Genomic DNA, 17,275 nt, shown 5'->3' on the forward strand with positions numbered 1-17,275 from the left:
GGGCGGGATGAAATACGTGGACGAATACCGGGACGGGGATCTGGCCAAGGGGCTGGCCGCCGCCATCGCCCGGGAGGCCGACCCGGCGCGGCGCTACCACTTCATGGAGTTCTGCGGCGGGCACACCCACGCCATCTCGCGCTACGGCGTGGCCGACCTGCTGCCGGCCAACGTGCGCATGATCCACGGTCCGGGCTGCCCGGTGTGCGTGCTGCCCATCGGCCGGGTGGACCAGGCGATCCGCCTGGCCCTCGACGCCGGCGCCATGGTCTGCACCTACGGCGACTGCCTGCGGGTGCCGGCCTCCGGCGGCCTGTCCCTGCTCAAGGCCAAGGCCCGGGGCGGCGACGTGCGCATGGTCTATTCCAGCCAGGACGCGGTGAACCTGGCCCGGCAGCATCCGGATCGGCAGGTGGTGTTCTTCGCCATCGGTTTCGAGACCACCACCCCGCCCACGGCGGTGGCGATCCAGCAAGCCAAGGCCCTGGGGCTCACCAACTTCTCGGTGCTGTGCTGCCACGTGCTCACTCCCTCGGCCATCTCCAGCATCCTGGAATCCCCCGAGGTGCGCCGCCTCGGCCTGGTCAAGCTGGACGGCTTCATCGGCCCGGCCCACGTGTCCACCATCATCGGCAGCCGGCCCTACGAGTTCTTCGCCGAGGAATACCGCAAGCCGGTGGTGATCGCCGGATTCGAGCCCCTGGACGTGATGCAGGCCATCCGCATGCTGGTGCGCCAGGTGAACGAGGGGCGCGCCGAGGTGGAAAACGAATTCACCCGGGCCGTGACCCGGGACGGCAATCGCAAGGCCCAGGCCCTGGTGGCCGAGGTCTTCGAGCTGCGCCGCGAGTTCGAATGGCGCGGCCTGTCGGTGGTGCCCTACAGCGCCCTGAAGATCCGCGCCGCCTACGCCGGGTTCGACGCGGAAAAACGCTTCGCCCTGAGCTACGCTCCGGTGCCCGACCACAAGGCCTGCGAGTGCGGCGCCATCCTGCGCGGGGTCAAGCGCCCCCAGGACTGCAAGCTGTTCGCCACCGTATGCACGCCGGAAAATCCCATGGGGTCGTGCATGGTCAGTTCGGAAGGGGCCTGCGCCGCCCATTACACTTATGGCCGTTTCCGTGACTACTCCCGTGACCATGCGGCGCCGGCCCCCGCCCCCGAGGGCGTGCCGGCCTGACCGGCGCCGCTGCCGCCCACCACCATGAACCTGCTCACCGCCGCCCAGCTGGGCATCCTCGACGATTCCGGCGCTGCCATCCTGACCCTGACCGAAGGGCTGGAAGAGGCGGACTTCTTCGCCACCCGCCTGACCCGGGAGGAGGCGGTGCGCCACCTGACGGCCATGACCCAAACCGTGGCCAACATCCCCCCCGAGGTGCGCGAGCGCATGCCCGAGGTGAACTGGGAAGGCTGGACCATGCTGGGCTGGGAACTGAAGGGCCAGCGCCGCGACGACCGGGGCAGCGTCTGGTTCGGCGTGCGTTCCCTGGTGCCTGCCACCCTGCTGTGGCTGCGGCTGTACCGGCAGAGCCGGCCCGAGCTGTTCGAGTTCTTCGCCGGGGCCGACGCCGCCGGCCTTGGCAACCTCAACAATCCCGATAATCCTGACAGCGACTCTCCGCGGAACTGAGCCGATGAAACGCAACTACGTGCGCCCCCTGGACCTGAAAAACGGTCGCGTCGACATGACCCACGGCGCTGGCGGCCGGGCCTCGGCCCAGTTGATCGCCGAGCTGTTCGCCCCGGCCTTCGACAACCCGGCCCTGCGCCAGGGCGACGACGGCGCCGTGCTCTGCGAGCTGGCCGGCCTGCCCCTGGGCGCCCGCCTGGTGATGGCCACCGACGCCCACGTGGTGTCGCCCCTGTTCTTTCCCGGCGGCGACATCGGCGCCCTGGCGGTGCACGGCACGGTCAACGACGTGGCGGTGATGGGGGCCGAGCCGCGTTGGCTGTCGGCCAGCTTCATCCTCGAAGAAGGCTTCCCCTTCGCCGAGCTGAAACGCATCGTGGACAGCATGGCCGCCGCCGCCCGCAGCGCCGGGGTGCACATCGTCACCGGCGACACCAAGGTGGTGGAACAGGGCAAGGGCGATGGGGTATTCATCTCCACCACCGGGGTCGGCGTGCGCCGACCGGGGGTGGAACTGAGCGGCGCCAACGCCCGGGTGGGCGACAGCGTGTTCGTCTCCGGCCCGGTGGGCGACCACGGTGTGGCCATCCTCTCCTGCCGCGAGGAACTGGCCTTCGATTCTCCCATCGTCTCCGACAGCGCCGCCCTGCACGGCCTGATCGCCGACCTGCTGGCGGCGGTGCCCCAGGTGCGGGTGCTGCGCGACCCAACCCGGGGCGGCCTGGCCACCACCTTGAACGAGATCGCCGCCCAGTCCGGGGTCGGCGTTTCTCTGGACGAGGCCGCCATCCCGGTGCGCCCGGCGGTGGCGGCGGCCTGCGAATTCCTCGGCCTCGACCCGCTCTACGCCGCCTGCGAGGGCCGGGTCATCGTCATCGCCCCGGCCGAGGTCGACGCCCTGGTGCTGGCGGCCCTGCGCGCCCATCCCCAGGGCCGGGAGGCGGCGCGCATCGGCACCGTCACCGAGGACCCGCACCACTTCGTGCAGATGACCACCGCCTTCGGCGGCAAGCGCATCGTGGATTGGCTCACCGGCGAGCAGCTGCCGCGCATCTGTTGAGCGCCGTTCTCCGCCACTTCCTTTCCGTTCCACCGTCCATGCGCATCCTCTTCCTCACCCACAGCTTCAACAGCCTGGCCCAGCGCCTCTACGCCGACCTGGCCGCCGACGGCCACACCCTGTCGGTGGAGTTCGACATCGCCGATCCGGTGACCGAGGAGGCGGTGGCCCTGTTCCGCCCGGACCTGGTGCTGGCGCCCTTTCTCAAGCGGCCGGTGCCAGTGGCGGTGTGGCAGGCGGTGCCGTGCTTGATCGTCCATCCCGGCATCGTCGGCGACCGGGGGCCGTCGGCCCTCGACTGGGCGATCCAGGAGGGGGCGGAAGAATGGGGCGTCACCGTGCTCCAGGCCGAGGCCGAACTGGACGGCGGGCCGGTGTGGGCCAGCGCCACCTTCGCCATGCGCCCGGCGGCCAAGTCCAGCCTGTACCGGCGCGAGGTCACCGAGGCCGCCAGCCGGGCGGTGCGCCAGGCCATCGCCCGCTTCCAGTCCGGAAGCTTCGTTCCGGCGCGGCCGGGCAATGACGCCCCGGGGCGGGAGCGGCCCCTGCTGCGCCAGGCGGAGCGGGCCATCGACTGGCAGCGCGACGGCAGCGCCGCGGTGCTGGCCAAGATCCGCGCCGCTGACGGCTTCCCCGGGGTGATGAGCGAACTGTGCGGCGTGCCCTGCCGTCTGTTCGATGCCCATCCGGAGGGCGATCCCGCCGCCTATGGCTGGAACGCCAACAACCACGCGGACTTTGCCGGCCGCGCCCTGGCCCGCCGCCATGGCGTGGTGCTGGTGGGCACCCGGGACGGGGCGGTGTGGATCGGTCACGCCCGGCGCGGCGCCGGCGGGCTGCCCTGCGCCCAGGCGGCAGAGCGGGAAGAGGGCGGCGACATCCGCGAGCGCCTCAAACTGCCCGCCAGCCTGGCCATTCCGGAAGCCCTGGCCCTGCCCGAGGCGCCCCTGCCGAGCGTGTGGAAGGTCGCCACGCCCACCTGGCAGGACATCGCCTACGAGGAAGCCGGGGCGGTGGGCTTTCTCCACTTCGACTTCTACAACGGCGCCATGGGCCCCGACCAGTGCCGCCGTCTGACCGAGGCCCTGCGCTTCGCCGCCGGCCGGCCGACCCGGGTGATCGTGCTGCTGGGCGGGGCGGAGTTCTGGAGCAACGGCATTCACCTCAACCTGATCGAGGCCGCGGATTCACCGGCGGACGCCTCCTGGGCGGCCATCAACGCCATGGACGACCTGGCCGAGGCCCTGCTCACCTGCACCAGCCACCTCACCGTGGCGGCGTTGCAGGGCAATGTCGGGGCCGGCGGCGCCTTCCTCGCCCGGGCGGCGGACCGGGTGTGGGTGCGCGACGGGGTGATCGCCAACCCCCACTACAAGAACATGGGCAACCTGTACGGCTCCGAATTCTGGACCTACCTGCTGCCGCCCCGGGTCGGCGCCGAGGGCGCCCGGCGCATCCTCGCCCACCGTCTGCCGATGAGTGCCGGCGAGGCGGTGGCCTGCGGCTTCTACGACGCGGTGCTGGCCGGCGACCACGCCGCCTTCCGCGTGGACGTGGCGCGCCGGGCCGCCGAGCTGGCCGAGAACGGTGAAGGGGACGGCTATGTCGCCGCCCTGGCGGCCAAGGCCGCCCGCCGCGCCGCCGACGAGGCGGCCAAGCCCCTGGCCGCCTATCGGGCCGAGGAGCTGGCCGAGATGCGGCGCAATTTCTACGGCTTCGACCCGTCGTACCACGTCGCCCGGTATCATTTCGTCACCAAGACGCCCCATTCGTGGACGCCGCGCCACCTGGCCCGGCACCGGGAACCGGAGGCGGCCACTTCGCTACCCGCCTCTCCCGCCTTCTCGGAACTCCCCGCGTGAACGCTCCCGCCTTTCCCCCCGCCGATGCCGATCTGCCCACGGTGCTGGTGGTGGACGACGAGGTCCGCTCCCAGGAGGCCCTGCGCCGCACCCTGGAAGAGGACTTCACCGTCTTCTGCGCCTCCGACGCCGAGTCCGCCCTGGCCATCCTGGAACGGGAAGGGGAGGGCATCCAGATCGTCTTGTGCGATCAGCGTATGCCCGGGCGCACCGGCGTGCATTTCCTCGCCGAGGTGCGCGAGCGCTGGCCCGATGCGGTGCGCCTGATCCTGTCCGGCTATACCGATTCCGAAGACATCATCGCCGGCATCAACCAGGCCGGCATCTGGCAGTACCTGCTCAAGCCCTGGCAGCCGGAGCAGCTGCTGCTCACCCTGCAAAGCGCCGCCAGCGCCTGGCGCCTGGCCCGGGACAACCAGCGCCTGTCCCTGGAACTGCGCACCGCCGAGCCGGTGCTGAAGAAGCGGGTCGAGCACAAGTACGAGCGGGTCAAGCGCGAGTTCGGCCTGGACGGCCTGACCCGGGCGCCGGGCAGCCCCCTGGAGCCGGTCATCCAGCTGATCCGCAAGGTGGCGCCCCACGACATCTCGGTTCTGGTCACCGGCGAATCGGGTACCGGCAAGGAAATGGTCGCCCGGGCGATCCACTACGAGAGCCGCCGCGCCAACCGGCCCTTCATCGTCGAGAACTGCGGCGCCCTGCCCGACACCCTGCTCGAATCGGAACTGTTCGGCCACAAGAAGGGGGCCTTCACCGGCGCCATCGAGGACCGCATCGGCCTCTTCCAGCAGGCCGACGGCGGCACCCTGTTCCTCGACGAGATCGGCGAGACCAGCCCGGCCTTCCAGGTCAAGCTGCTGCGGGTATTGCAGGAGGGCGAGTTCCGCCCCGTCGGCGGCACCCGGCCGGTGTCGGTGGACGTGCGCTTGATCGCCGCCACCAACCGGGACCTGGAGGCCGAGGTGCGCGCCGGCCGCTTCCGCGAGGATCTGTACTATCGCCTGGCCACCGTCACCCTGACCATGCCGCCCCTGCGCGAGCGGCCCATGGACATCCCCCTGCTTGCCAACCGCCTGCTCGACGCCAGCCAGCGCGCCCTGGGCAAGAACGCCGCAGGCTTCACCGACGAGGCCCTGGCCTGCATCGCCGCCTGGCGCTGGCCGGGCAACGTGCGCGAGTTGCAGAACGAGGTGCTGCGCATGCTCGCCCTGGCCGAGGAGCCCCACCTGGGGGCCGACCTGCTCTCGCCCCGGGTGCTGCGCGCCGCCGGCGGCGCGGCGGAGGAGGCCGAATTGGCCTTCCTCGCCGGTCTGGGCGGCGGCCTCAAGGAGCGCATGGAGCGGCTGGAGGCCCGGGTGGTGCGCGAGGTGCTGATCCGCCACCGCTGGAACGTTTCCCGCGCCGCTCTGGAGCTGGGCCTGTCCCGGGTCGGCCTGCGCAACAAGATCGCCCGCTACGGCCTGCGCGGCGCCGGGGCGCCGGGGGAGGACGAGGGCTCAGAAGGTGGCGAAGGCGCTGATGGCGGCGAAGGCGACCTGGCCAATGCCGGCGAGAACGCCTGACATGGGCGAGCGCCTGTCCCTGGTCTGGCTGCAAAGCGGCGGCTGCGGCGGCTGTACCCAGAGCCTGCTCTGCCACGAGCCCGGGCCGGTGTTCGACGCCCTGGAAGTGGCTGGCATTGACCTGCGCTACCACCCGGGCCTGTCGGCGCCGGTAGGCGACGTGATCGAATTGCTCGACGCCATCGCCGACGGGCGCGAGCCTCTGGACATCCTGTGCATCGAGGGGGCCATGCTGCGCGGCCCCCACGGCACCGGCCACTTCCACCGCCTGGGTGGCACCGGCCGGGCCATGACCGACTGGGTGGCCCGCCTCGCCCCCCGCGCCCGTTACGTGGCGGCGGTGGGCAGTTGCTCGGCCTACGGCGGTTTTTCCGCCACCGCCGGCAACCCCCTGGACGCCTGCGGCCTGGCCTACGACGGCGACACTCCGGGGGGGCTGCTCGGCGCAGGTTTTGCCAGCGCCGGCGGCCTGCCGGTGATCAACATCGCCGGCTGCCCGACCCACCCGGGCTGGGTGGTGGAAACCCTACAGAAGCTGGCCCTGGAAGGTTTCGCCCCGGACGAATTGGACGCTTACGGCCGGCCGCGCCTGTACGCCGACCAACTGGTGCACCACGGCTGCGGCCGCAACGAATTCTACGAATTCAAGGCCAGCGCCGAGAAGGCCTCGGACCTGGGCTGCCTGATGGAGAACCTGGGCTGCAAGGGCACCCAGGCCCACGCCGACTGCAACCTGCGTCCGTGGAACGGCGGCGGCTCCTGCGTCAAGGGCGGCTACGCCTGCATCTCCTGCACCGAGCCGGGTTTCGAGGACCCGGGCCACCCCTTCCAGGAAACCCCCAAGGTGGCGGGCATCCCCATCGGCCTGCCCACCGACATGCCCAAAGCCTGGTTCGTGGCCCTGGCCGCCCTGTCCAAATCGGCCACGCCGAAGCGGGTGCGCGAGAACGCCACCGCCGACCACCCGCTGGTGGTACCGGCCCTGAAAAAGACCGGATTGAAATGAGCGACGACGTTCTGCCCGGCGCCCCCGACACCACCGGCCCGGGCGCTGCCCCCAGCGCCGCCCCGGGCCGGCGCATCGTCCTCGGCCCCTTCAACCGGGTCGAGGGGGACCTGGAAGTGTCCCTGGACGTGGCTGGCGGCACGGTGGTGGCGGCCTACGTCAATTCGCCCCTGTACCGGGGCTTCGAGCAGATTCTGCCCGGCCGCGCCACCCTGGACGCCCTGGCCATCGTGCCGCGCATCTGCGGCATCTGCTCGGTGGCCCAGTCCCTGGCTGCGGTGCAGGCCCTGGAAGCCCTGGGCGGCATCGTCCCGGCGGCCAACGGGGTGCGGGCGCGCAACCTGATCCTGGGGGCGGAGAACCTGGCCGACCACCTCAGCCACTTTGTCCTGTTCTTCCTGCCCGACTTCACCCACCCGGCCTACGCCGGCCGCCCCTGGCACGGCGAGGCCCAGCGGCGCCTCACCGCCCTGCGCGGCAGCGCCACCGCCTGGGCCCTGCCGGCCCGGGCCGGGCTGCTCAAGGTGATGGGCTTGCTCGCCGGCCACTGGCCCCACACCCTGGGGCTGCAACCCGGCGGCACCACCCGGGGCGTCAGCGCTTCGGAACGGCTGCGCCTGATCGCCCTGCTGGCGGACTTTCGCCGCGCCCTGGAAACTCACCTGTTCGCCGACCGGCTGGAGCATTTTTCCGCCCTCGACTCGGCCGAGGCCCTGGCGGCCTGGGGGCAGGCCCAGGCCTCCGTCGGCGTGATGGGGGAGGCGGCCTTCTTCCTCGCCATCGCCCGGGATCTGGCGCAAAGCAGCCACGATCTGGCCGCCCTGGGCCGGGCCAGCGACCGCTTCCTCAGCGTCGGCGCGTATGGCGGCGGCGGGGAGGGTTTCACGGGCGATGCTGCAAACCCCGCGCCCCTATTGGCTTCCGGACGATGGTCCCCGGAGAGTGGCGTCCAGCCTTGGTCTGCGCAGGACATCCGTGAAGACGTCCATTCGGCGTGGCTTGCCGAGGTGCCACCCGTACATCCTGCCCAGGCCGACACGGTGGTCGATGCCGACAAGCCCGGTGCCTACACTTGGTGCAAGGCCCCCCGCTACGCCGGGGAGGTGGTGGAGGTGGGGGCCCTGGCACGCCAGGTGGTGGACGGCCATCCCCTGGCACGGGACCTGGTGGCCCGCCACGGCGGCAGCGTGCTCGCCCGGGTGGCGGCGCGCCTGCTGGAACTGGCCCGGGTGGTGCCGGCCCTGGAACGCTGGGCCCGGGAACTGGTGCCCGGCGAGCCCTTCTGCCACCCTGCCGAGCTGCCCGCCAGCGGCAGCGCCGCCGGCCTGATCGAAGCCGCCCGGGGCAGCCTGGGCCACTGGGTCACGGTGGAGCGCGGCCGCATCGTCCGCTACCAGATCGTCGCCCCCACCACCTGGAACTTTTCCCCCCGGGACGCCACCGGCATCCCCGGCCCCCTGGAACAGGCATTGGTCGGCCTGCCCGCCGGCGAGGGGGCGTTGCCCCTGGTGCAGCACGTGGTGCGTTCCTTCGATCCATGCATGGCCTGTACGGTGCATTAGGCCGAAACCCGCATGGCTGCTAGGGGGCGCTGAAAATTACTGAATATTTACTGAAAACGATCAGCAAGAAATCGTGACCCATTCGGCTCCGCGGGAATCCTGATACAGAGCCGACATAGCCTCAGTCTTATGGCCAAGTAGTACCCGGACATCAACGCCTTGCTCCTTCCACAGTCGGGCGGCAAGAGAGCGGATTTCATGAAAAGTCGGTGGATTCTCGCTAGTTATACCTGCTGCTTCACGTGCTTCCCGGAATAGCTGCTCGATAGTCTTATCCCTTATCTTGTCGCCGGGTTTAGCTCGTCCAACATGGCGTTGGTGGTGCAATAGATAGCGACTGACCGTGGCAGTGCGACAACGGCCGATCACATCCCCTAGGGTCCATTTCATTACGGCAAGGTACATCGACAGCGGGATGCGAACCTTTAGTCCCTTTTTTACGTGCTCAACCCATAAGTACCCCTCTTTGACCTGCGACCACTGAATGTTCATGACGTTGGTTCGACGCATCCCGGTCATGAGTGCAATTTCCATCGCGCGCTGTAAAACCGGGTTGGCCTTAGCGTAGATCGCTTTAAAGGCATCGAGCGTTAGACGTGCGCGCTTCGTGACGGGGGCTGGCGTAGTTAAATCCGCCGCAGGGTTAGCTCTGATCCAGCCCTTGCCTATTGCTGCACCGAACACGACTTTTGCCGTTGAGAGCATAGCCTGGCGCATTCGTGGCTTCTCTTCCCAGTTCGCATCTAGCCAGTCGTTAATTTCCAGGGGAGCAAGCTTGGACAGAACGTTGTGGCCGAGACCGTCGCGTAAATATTTCATTCGCACATGCTTGCCGTGCAACTTCTCGAACTCGTTACACCAGTCGGCAACGGTGCGTTCGGCAGTGCCAGTAATGCGGTCAAGCAACGTTACCGCCTGCTGCTGAAAGTGCAGGTTTGCCTGAATTGCTTGCGTAACTGCACGGGCCTTGTCGCGCCCCAAACCGTAAACCTCTTTCGTCACCGGGTGCCTGTAGGTGTAGTAGCCGCGCTGCTCGTATAGGTTTGGTGGGAGGCCGGCGTTTTTACGTAAGCGGGATCGGGGAGCCATTTAGCACCTCACTGATGTGGCGAGCTTTTTCGTTGACGTAGTACGCCCGGCCTATCTTGACCGGTGGGGGAATGATCTTGCCGTCGCGTGTCCAGTTGCGGAGTGTGTTGGGGTGCGGCGGGGGATCGAGGCGTTCGGCCCATTTTTTCAGACTAATCATGATTTCCCCTTCGTTTCATGGATTCAAGCAGTAGGTCTTGCACTTCACGCTTCGACTCGCGGCGGGCCATGACCAACTCGTCAACGGTGTCGGCGGTAACGATGTGGTGGATGAACACCGGGCGGTCGTGCCCGGCTTGTGCCTGGCGCGTGGGGCCGATGCGCTCGATGATTTGCTGGTACTGCTCCAGGTCCCACCAGTGGCCGAAGAAGGCCAGGGTGTTTCCGCCGTCCTGCAAGTTCAGCCCGTGGCCGGCGCTGGCCGGGTGGGCAAACAAGACCGGGATCTTCCCGGCGTTCCAGTCGCGGATGGTCTGCGGGTCTTTGTCCAGCGCGCGGCCCCTGGGGAAGGCGCGCTGCAGACGGGCAAGGTCGCTCTTGAAGTGGTAGGCCACCAGTACCGGCATGCCAGCTGCCTCCTCGATCACGTCCTCAAGCGCTTGCAGCTTCGCGTCGTGGATGTCGGCGAAAGCACTGCACGTGGCGTCGGTGTAGATCGCGCCGTTGGCGAGTTGTAGGCACTTGATCGTCTTGCTGGCCGCGTTGAAGGCTTCCACCTCGGTGCCGCATTCCAGCGCGAGAAACATCTCGCGCTCCATGTCCTTGTAGAGGCGCCGTGCCTTGGCCGGTAACTCCACGCGGATAACGTTGATGATGGGTTCGGCGATGTCGAAATAGTCCCGGGCATCTAGCGAGAGGCATAGGTCGCGCATACGGTCCTCGATCTGCTCCTGGGCGAACGGCAGCGGGTCCAGGCGTACGGCGTGGCGGTCGTTACCTACCTGAATGGACTGGAACCACCGGGCTTTAAACGCCTCGAAACTGCGCCCCAGGCGCACACCCTTGTCGAGGAACCACGCCTGCCCCCACAGATCCTGCAAGCCGTTGGGGCTGGGCGTACCGGTCAGTTCGATGAAGCGGTCAACCTTGCAGTGGGCAACCCTGGCGAGGGCTTGGGCACGCACTCCGCCCTGACGTAGCCGGAAAGACTTGAGCTTGGTCGATTCATCGGCCACCACTTTGCGAAATGGCCACTTGTCACCGTAGTGCTCGATCAGCCAGGGGAGGTTGTCGTAGTTCGTGGTGTAGACCGTGGCCGGGCACTTGAGCGCGGCGCGGCGTTCAGCCGGCGTGCCAACGACGGCCGACACCTCCACGTTGCGCAGGTGGCCCCACTTCGTTGCCTCGTCGGGCCAGGTGCTCGCGGCCACGCGCAGCGGAGCCAACACCAGGGCCGGGCCGGGCTCGACAAGCTCGAGGATGTCCAGGGCGGTGAGTGCGGAAACCGTCTTACCCATGCCCATGCCTGCCCATACGGCGTTGCGCTGTACATCAAGCACGTGGTCGATCACAGGCTGCTGGTACTCACGTGGAATGAAGGCTTGGCGGGTCATGGCTTCATTTCTTTGGGCGTGTTGGCGGCCACAACCAGCGAGGCCACCCACGTGATGTAGTCGCGCATTTCCTTGCTCATTTACCAAGCCTCCACGTGCCAAATTCGATACGCCAACAGATCGCCCAACACGCGACGACGAGGCACGCCCCGAAGATCATGCCCAGCCAGGTATGCCCAGCACAGCACAGCGCGAACCAGGCGGGCCAATAGACTTGAGCGATTAGCGCGTACCTCATGCCAGCACCTCGTCGACACCTTCGAACGAATCGACGACCTCGACGCGCTGGCCCATGCGGCGCATGCGCTCGTGCTCGCGGATTTGATGCGGCCGGCACTTCTCGCCGGGGGCTTTGAGTTCCACCCATAGGGTTTTTCCCGGGAGCATGGCGAGGCGATCGGGCGCGCCATTGCGCCCGATCCATCTCACCTTGCGTACCTCGCCGCCCAGCGCCTTGACGCGCTCGACGAGGTACTTCTCGATGGCGCTCTCACGCATGGCGGCATTTCCTCCAAGCGTTTTGCCAGGCGACAGCCGGGCCGTAGCCCAAGCCGCGGTACATGCGATACAGGCGCAGCAGTTTCATGGATCAGTCCTTGCGGTAGCGATAGGCTTCAAAGCCTGCCGCGGCGAGCGGTAGGCCGGCAGCCCAGGGGGGATTGGCAGCCATCAGGGCCGCCAGGCGGGTGGCGTTAAATTCGTCGCAGTCCTCGACTTCGGTGAGGTTTTCGTCATGTACCGAGAGGACGATCTGGTAACCGGCCGCCTCGATGGCCGGCATGTTCCCGGCGAGCACATCGCGGCTCGCGGCCTGGGTGACGTTCTCGGCCAGCTTCCCGCCGTAGGTCTTGAGGCGGGACCACTTGCGGCTGTACTGGTTGATGCCCATGTACGAGAGCTTCCCGGCGTCATCCACCTGGGGGCTCGGGTAGCACAGGAACCGGCCGGACGGCAGGCGCATGCGCAGCCAAGCGCCGTCGCGGCGCAGCTTCAACATGCGACAGGTAAAGGTCACCCCCGGGCGCTGCACGGCGAGCACGGCGGCTTCCTGCAAGTCCTTCCAAAATGAGGACACCGCGGGGTGCGCACGGCGCCACAGGCGTTTTAGCGCGTCGCATACGATGAAGGTCTTGGGCTTAAGGCCGAAGTCGCCGAGGCGCTGCTGTGTACGCCAGGCGAGGAATTGCTCGGCCTCGGCAATGATGTCGGCGGGGATACTGGACCATGCTGCTTCGGCCATTGCGTCCAGGTCGATGCCGTAGGTGGCCGCTCCGGTGAGGAAGGCCCCGACACCACCCTCGTAGCCCAGCATCAGTTCCATGACCTTGCCGATCTGCCGCTGATCCTTCTCGACCGAATCGGGCGACACCGCGAAAGCCTTGGCATAGGCCAGCTTGTAGAGATCATGGCCGGTACCGGCGTCGAAATTGCGGAAGGCTTGCAGCTTCCACTCTTCGCCGGCCAGCCAAGCGATCATGCGGCCCTCGATGTTCGACAGGTCGGCGACCACCAGCTTCTTGCCCCTGGGCGCCACGATGCAGCCGCGGATCGCGCTGCTGGTCAGCTCCATGACGTTGCCGAAGAGCAGATCCTCGCAATCTGCTTTCAAGGCCTCGATGCCCTGCTCGATGGCGTCCTGCTTGAGCACGGGGCGCGGCAGGTTCTGCGGCTGGAACAGGCGCCCGGCCCAGCGGCCGGTGCGGCTGGCGCCGTTGAACTGCAGCGTGCCACGCAGGCGGCCGTCGCTGCTCACCCCTTTGGCAAGGGTCTTGTACTTGCTGGTGCTGGTGGTACTGGCCTGCAAGCGGATGGCGAGCAATTCGCGCAGTTCGGCCGGCAAGTCAGGATCGGCAACGCGCCGTTCCAGTGTGCTCTGTTGCATGTCGGGCAGGTCAAGGCCGTAGGCCGCAACCAGGTGGCGTAGCAGCGCGTCGCGCTGGGTGGCCGCCTGCACTACGCCCAGGGTCAGGTCGCTGGTGCGGGCGGCGAGTACCTTCTGCGCACGCTCTACGGCGCGGATGGCCGCGTGGGCGAGCTCGGTATCCATCAACACGCCCCGGTCATTGATCACCTGGTCGAGGTGCCACAGCTCCAGTTCGACCCCTTGGAAGTTCCAGGCCGGCAGTTTCTTGTCGATGGCGCGCATGGCCTCGATGTCAAGCCCGGCGTACTCCATGAATTGGGCCCACTCGACAGGGTGCGTCTCGCGCGTGGCTCGGCGCACCTTGCTGGTAGCCGGGCGCGGCTTGCAGAAGAGCTGGATCAGCTGGCGGCCGGCCTTGTCCTTCGCCTTGTCGGTTGGCACCTTGAGGATGTCGCACAGATCGCCCAGCGAGCCCGGCAGCGAATGCGCCAGGGCCTTGACCATCGTGTCGCGCCAGCGCGGAATCAACGGGCACCACTCGGGCATGGCGTGACGCAAGACGGTGCGGTCGAAGTGGGAGTTGTGGGCGCACACGATGACCTCGGGGTCGCCCAGCGCAGCAGCTAGGTCGTCAGGCATGCGCAGCGTTTCGGTCACGTCCCACACTTTCACGGGGCCATCATCGAGGGCATAGGCGAAAAGCATGACCTCCGCACCTTCGGCGTAAGCGTGGGTGCCGCTGGTGATGGGCACCGCGCTGTAGGTTTCGAGGTCAAGCCAGAGGGTCGTCATGTTCTTTTCCATGTTCGTTTTGCGATGGCCTCCATTCCTATGAGGGCATCGCAAAGCGCCCTGGGCGCAGGGCCCTGGGGAAAGGGTTTAATCGGTGGTCGCGGATCCAGGCGGAACGTAGCCCACCAGTTCGCACAGTGCATCGATGGCAGCCTCCAGGTTCATGAACTGGAACAAGGCTTCGAGGCCCCAGGCTTCAAAGGCGTCATCGGCGGGCTGCTCCTCTTCCAGGTCGGTGAAGGAGATGCCCCGGAAAACGAAGTCGGCGCCGAGCTTGAAGGTCACGGCGTGGTGATTCAGCCGGATAGCGTCCACCTGTAGTCCGTTGGACATGGCTTCGCGCAGGGGGCCTTCGTCACTGCTGGCCTGGATCGTCACCTTCTCGTTGTCCAGGCGCAGCCAGTAGGCGCCCGCAGGCTCGAAGTCGCCGAAGCTGTCCTTACCAGCCAAGTGGTCAGTGAGCCTGGTCGTCAGGCCCTGCTTTAACTCATCCACGTGGATGGTGGTCGTCTCGACGGACCCGACTACCTTTACCAGGTCGGATATCACCCGGGCGGCTAGCTTGTTGCTGCTGGTGGCCAGTACCAGGGCGTGGGTCCCCGGGTTGTAGAAACCGAGCACCACGGTGCTACGGTGGAGGGCCCGGGTCTTCAACTCTGCAAAAACCTCGTCGCGTAGTTCGCGCACCCATTTGCGGCCGGGCCTGTAACCCTCCAGCTCGGCAATTTCGTCGCAACGCTTGGCTAGGGCGGCCTTCACGGCAGCGGCCGGGATGATTTTCTCGTCATAGCGGGTAGCGAATACCCGGATATGACTGCCTGGCAAAGTGCGGACCAGTTCCTGGGTGCCGTCGCCGGCCGGGACGAAGCCGGAGCGGCAGTAGTCATGCTCGCCCAACTCGGTAAAAGCCAGTTCGGTCAGGTGATTAGCCATCAATTCGGCAGTAGCGGGTAGCTTGGCCCGGTACACCCGGGCGCTCTTGATGATGATGTTCATTGAAAGTCCTGACTTAAAAGCCCGGCCCGAAGGCCGGGGAATGTGGCGGTTAAACCAGGTCGTCGGCAGTGGCGCCTTCGGCGATGTCATCGAATTCGTCATCGCTCGCGGCCCCGCCGCCGGCGAAGGCATCGCCGTCGCGGAAGAACTGCACGCCGCGCAGGCTGGCATTCACGCGCTTGCCGTAGTTGTTGTCCTGCGCCCACAGCTCGATGCTGGCGTTGACGTAGCAACCGGCGTAGGGCTTGCCGTCTTGCTCGGTCAGCGGGGTCTTGTCCTTGTCGATGACCAGCGGGCGGGTGGCGCTACGGGCGGACACATACAGGTTGCCGGGGAAGCCGTCGTAGTTGGACTTGAGGTCGCCGTCGTGCAGGGCCACCTTGTCCTGGGCGCGCATTTGCTTGAGGACGGCGTCGGCCTTGGCGCCCCACTTGTCCTTGGCAACCTGCTCAATGGCCTGGTTGAGGGCCTTGACCTGGGGGTCGGCGGGGTCGAGCAGGAAGGAGGCGGAAAACGCCGGCTTGCCCTCGCCGTTCACGGTCTTGGCTTCGAACAGCACCGGGAAGGCCAGGCGCACGTTGTTGAGTTTCACTTTCATGGTCTTACTCCTCGATCTTGAAAAATTGGGGGTACTGCTGTTTGATCCGCTGCGTGGTTTTCTCGATGGCCTTCTGCCGCCGCAGCGGATCGGCAGGGGGGATTTCGGTGGCAGCCGCCATTTGCAGGGCAGCGATGGCCGGGGGCGGGAGCAGTTGGTGAGGGGCCATGGTTTTCATCAGACCAAGTCCTCCACGGGATCGAACTCATCCGCGGTGGCCTGGACCGCGAGGGCCGGGCGCTTGTCGTCAGCTGGGGCAACGCTGGGCTTGCCGTCGGATTGCGTAATGAGGGTTTGCAGCTTCGGCCACTGGCGCGGCCCGATAGCCCCGGCCTTGTGCAGCTTTTCGGCACTGGTCGGGGAAATCAGCGAGAAGTCGTACATCTCTTCCAGCTTCAAGCGCATGCCCTTCATGGCCACCTCAACTTCGGCGTCATTGCTCCAGCGGCGGGCACCGCGCCGACCCTCCACCAGCTTGAAGCCAGGTACCTCGCGCCCCGCCAGCAGTTCTATCTCGGCCGCCGCGCGGATGGCTTTGCACCAGCCCTCCACCAGATCTACGGCGCCCAGCAGGTTGCCCAGCGTGGCGTTATCAAAGGCACGGTGGATGGCGTGTTCGATCTGCGGAACCACGGGCGCGGAGGTATCGACGAAGTCATCGGCAACGGTGGTCAGCACCTGGTTGGCGAGAGCTGGGCACTTGGCCTTCGCCTTGCAAAAGCGGCACTGATCGGAGCCCGGGGCGAGGTACTTCTCGTGCAGGGCCTGATAGTTGCCGTGGTATTCGACGGCAGCGAAGCAGCGCTCGGCGCCGCGCGTGACCTTCTGGCCGAAGTCACGCAGGGCCTCGACCGGGCAATCCCATTCCGCGATGTGGTCGAGCCGGGGCTGCACAATGACCATGCGCGCCCGCTTGAAGTTGCCCAGGAACTCGTACTCGCCCAGGGCGGCCAGCGCGTAAATCTGCAACTGCTCGTTCGCGTCGGCATCGACCTTGACGCCCCGGCCATACTTCAAATCGACGATGACCAGTTCCTCACCGGCCAGGATGACCGCGTCGGACGTGCCCTTGGCGCCGGGCTCCTTGGTGATGGCCTCGATGCTCAAGCGCTGCTCGACCATCAACTCGCCACCGATGGCGCGCACATAGTCGAGGTACTTTTGCACGTGGCCGGCCATGTCCTCGGTGACTTCCCAGCCCTTGCCATTCACCTGGATGACACGGCCCAGGTAGGCGCTGGCGTCGTTGCCGTTGGTCAGGGCCATGGCCGCCAGTTCGTGCGCAGCGGTGCCCTCGTCGGCGAACTCGCTGGATTCGTCCGGGCACGTGGCCTCAAGGGCGACGCTGCCGGGGCAGTGCATCCAGCGGTGCGCGCTGCTGGGTGAAAGTTTGGCGTGCTCGCTCATTCGGCCACCTCGTTCTCGGTTTCGACTTCGACGAACTCGCCGGAAGCGTTGAGGGAGTACCAGGCGTCGGGCTTGATGCCGTTCTCGCCCACCTTGCTGGCGCGGATGTGGATCAGGCGGCCGTCGTTCTCGTCGCGGTAGCAGAGGACAATGGCGTTGCCAGCGGTAGCGCGGGCACGGCCTTGGATGCCAAGCGAGGCCGCCACGGATTCGGTGCCTTTCACCTCGGCCGCCGACCGGTTGCCCGTGTTCGTGGCCGCCGACCGGTTGCCCGTGTTCGTGGCCGCCGAC

Annotated in this window: 17 protein-coding genes; 7 read left to right on the forward strand and 10 right to left on the reverse strand. The window is 67.3% G+C overall.

Annotation, left to right across the window (positions count from 1 at the left end):
- The first annotated feature begins 7 nt into the window (after window positions 1-7).
- From hypD to LWW89_RS17000, 7 genes are read left to right on the forward strand one after another with little or no spacing between them, the layout of a single operon-like run.
- Entirely contained in the window at window positions 8-1,180 is a 1,173-nt protein-coding gene (hypD, locus tag LWW89_RS16970) for a hydrogenase formation protein HypD (protein ID WP_293266327.1), read from the forward strand.
- Window positions 1,181-1,204: 24 nt separating this feature from the next.
- Window positions 1,205-1,633, forward strand: a complete 429-nt coding sequence (locus LWW89_RS16975; protein ID WP_293266329.1) for a hypothetical protein — start codon at window positions 1,205-1,207, stop codon at window positions 1,631-1,633.
- 4 nt (window positions 1,634-1,637) lie between these two features.
- Window positions 1,638-2,693, forward strand: coding sequence for a hydrogenase expression/formation protein HypE (gene hypE, locus LWW89_RS16980; protein ID WP_293266331.1), 1,056 nt, complete (start codon window positions 1,638-1,640; stop codon window positions 2,691-2,693).
- On the forward strand, window positions 2,690-4,555 hold the full coding sequence (locus tag LWW89_RS16985) for an enoyl-CoA hydratase-related protein (protein ID WP_293266333.1): 1,866 nt from the start codon (window positions 2,690-2,692) through the stop codon (window positions 4,553-4,555). The genes hypE and LWW89_RS16985 overlap by 4 nt, the downstream gene beginning before the upstream one ends.
- A complete protein-coding gene (locus tag LWW89_RS16990) occupies window positions 4,552-6,117 on the forward strand; it encodes a sigma-54 dependent transcriptional regulator (RefSeq protein WP_293266335.1) in 1,566 nt (521 codons plus the stop codon). The genes LWW89_RS16985 and LWW89_RS16990 overlap by 4 nt, the downstream gene beginning before the upstream one ends.
- Window position 6,118: 1 nt before the next feature.
- Complete coding sequence (locus LWW89_RS16995; RefSeq protein ID WP_293266337.1) at window positions 6,119-7,123, forward strand: HupU protein; 1,005 nt, start codon at window positions 6,119-6,121, stop codon at window positions 7,121-7,123.
- Window positions 7,120-8,685 (forward strand): nickel-dependent hydrogenase large subunit, encoded by a 1,566-nt coding sequence (locus LWW89_RS17000; protein WP_293266339.1) that lies wholly within the window; start codon window positions 7,120-7,122, stop codon window positions 8,683-8,685. The genes LWW89_RS16995 and LWW89_RS17000 overlap by 4 nt, the downstream gene beginning before the upstream one ends.
- Window positions 8,686-8,745: 60 nt before the next feature.
- Here the strand turns inward: LWW89_RS17000 and LWW89_RS17005 are convergent, their stop codons facing one another.
- The 10 genes from LWW89_RS17005 to LWW89_RS17045 all read right to left on the reverse strand — a co-directional run.
- On the reverse strand, window positions 8,746-9,774 hold the full coding sequence (locus LWW89_RS17005; RefSeq protein WP_293266341.1) for a tyrosine-type recombinase/integrase: 1,029 nt from the start codon (window positions 9,772-9,774) through the stop codon (window positions 8,746-8,748).
- Window positions 9,749-9,934, reverse strand: coding sequence for an excisionase (locus tag LWW89_RS17580; RefSeq protein ID WP_365782211.1), 186 nt, complete (start codon window positions 9,932-9,934; stop codon window positions 9,749-9,751). Before LWW89_RS17580 ends, LWW89_RS17005 begins: the two co-directional genes overlap by 26 nt.
- Window positions 9,927-11,327, reverse strand: coding sequence for a DEAD/DEAH box helicase (locus LWW89_RS17010; protein ID WP_293266343.1), 1,401 nt, complete (start codon window positions 11,325-11,327; stop codon window positions 9,927-9,929). The genes LWW89_RS17580 and LWW89_RS17010 overlap by 8 nt, the downstream gene beginning before the upstream one ends.
- Before the next feature lie 234 nt (window positions 11,328-11,561).
- A complete protein-coding gene (locus tag LWW89_RS17015; RefSeq protein WP_293266345.1) occupies window positions 11,562-11,825 on the reverse strand; it encodes a hypothetical protein in 264 nt (87 codons plus the stop codon).
- 91 nt (window positions 11,826-11,916) lie between these two features.
- Window positions 11,917-13,995, reverse strand: coding sequence for a DNA polymerase (locus tag LWW89_RS17020; protein ID WP_293266347.1), 2,079 nt, complete (start codon window positions 13,993-13,995; stop codon window positions 11,917-11,919).
- A gap of 75 nt (window positions 13,996-14,070) precedes the next feature.
- On the reverse strand, window positions 14,071-14,979 hold the full coding sequence (rdgC, locus tag LWW89_RS17025; protein WP_293266349.1) for a recombination-associated protein RdgC: 909 nt from the start codon (window positions 14,977-14,979) through the stop codon (window positions 14,071-14,073).
- 49 nt (window positions 14,980-15,028) lie between these two features.
- Window positions 15,029-15,577: a DUF2815 family protein gene (locus LWW89_RS17030; RefSeq protein ID WP_293266351.1), complete on the reverse strand. Its 549-nt coding sequence runs from the start codon at window positions 15,575-15,577 to the stop codon at window positions 15,029-15,031.
- 4 nt (window positions 15,578-15,581) lie between these two features.
- Window positions 15,582-15,755 (reverse strand): hypothetical protein, encoded by a 174-nt coding sequence (locus LWW89_RS17035; RefSeq protein ID WP_293266353.1) that lies wholly within the window; start codon window positions 15,753-15,755, stop codon window positions 15,582-15,584.
- Window positions 15,755-16,984 (reverse strand): DUF2800 domain-containing protein, encoded by a 1,230-nt coding sequence (locus LWW89_RS17040; RefSeq protein WP_293266355.1) that lies wholly within the window; start codon window positions 16,982-16,984, stop codon window positions 15,755-15,757. The genes LWW89_RS17035 and LWW89_RS17040 overlap by 1 nt, the downstream gene beginning before the upstream one ends.
- Window positions 16,981-17,275: hypothetical protein (locus tag LWW89_RS17045; RefSeq protein WP_293266357.1), on the reverse strand; the 295-nt coding region annotated here is incomplete at its 5' end. The genes LWW89_RS17045 and LWW89_RS17040, both read right to left, overlap by 4 nt.

It is taken from the genome of Oryzomicrobium sp., assembly GCF_021287045.1.
In the GTDB taxonomy this organism is placed as follows: domain Bacteria; phylum Pseudomonadota; class Gammaproteobacteria; order Burkholderiales; family Rhodocyclaceae; genus Oryzomicrobium.

Coding starts and splice junctions, on each gene's coding strand:
- rdgC (WP_293266349.1), bottom strand. CDS start 14,979: ATGAACATCATCATCAAGAGCGCCCGGGTGTACCGGGCCAAGCTACCC.
- LWW89_RS17020 (WP_293266347.1), bottom strand. CDS start 13,995: ATGGAAAAGAACATGACGACCCTCTGGCTTGACCTCGAAACCTACAGC.
- LWW89_RS17010 (WP_293266343.1), bottom strand. CDS start 11,327: ATGACCCGCCAAGCCTTCATTCCACGTGAGTACCAGCAGCCTGTGATC.
- LWW89_RS17580 (WP_365782211.1), bottom strand. CDS start 9,934: ATGATTAGTCTGAAAAAATGGGCCGAACGCCTCGATCCCCCGCCGCAC.
- hypE (WP_293266331.1), top strand. CDS start 1,638: ATGAAACGCAACTACGTGCGCCCCCTGGACCTGAAAAACGGTCGCGTC.
- LWW89_RS17030 (WP_293266351.1), bottom strand. CDS start 15,577: ATGAAAGTGAAACTCAACAACGTGCGCCTGGCCTTCCCGGTGCTGTTC.
- LWW89_RS17015 (WP_293266345.1), bottom strand. CDS start 11,825: ATGCGTGAGAGCGCCATCGAGAAGTACCTCGTCGAGCGCGTCAAGGCG.
- LWW89_RS16975 (WP_293266329.1), top strand. CDS start 1,205: ATGAACCTGCTCACCGCCGCCCAGCTGGGCATCCTCGACGATTCCGGC.
- LWW89_RS16995 (WP_293266337.1), top strand. CDS start 6,119: ATGGGCGAGCGCCTGTCCCTGGTCTGGCTGCAAAGCGGCGGCTGCGGC.
- LWW89_RS17035 (WP_293266353.1), bottom strand. CDS start 15,755: ATGAAAACCATGGCCCCTCACCAACTGCTCCCGCCCCCGGCCATCGCT.
- LWW89_RS17005 (WP_293266341.1), bottom strand. CDS start 9,774: ATGGCTCCCCGATCCCGCTTACGTAAAAACGCCGGCCTCCCACCAAAC.
- hypD (WP_293266327.1), top strand. CDS start 8: ATGAAATACGTGGACGAATACCGGGACGGGGATCTGGCCAAGGGGCTG.
- LWW89_RS17040 (WP_293266355.1), bottom strand. CDS start 16,984: ATGAGCGAGCACGCCAAACTTTCACCCAGCAGCGCGCACCGCTGGATG.
- LWW89_RS17000 (WP_293266339.1), top strand. CDS start 7,120: ATGAGCGACGACGTTCTGCCCGGCGCCCCCGACACCACCGGCCCGGGC.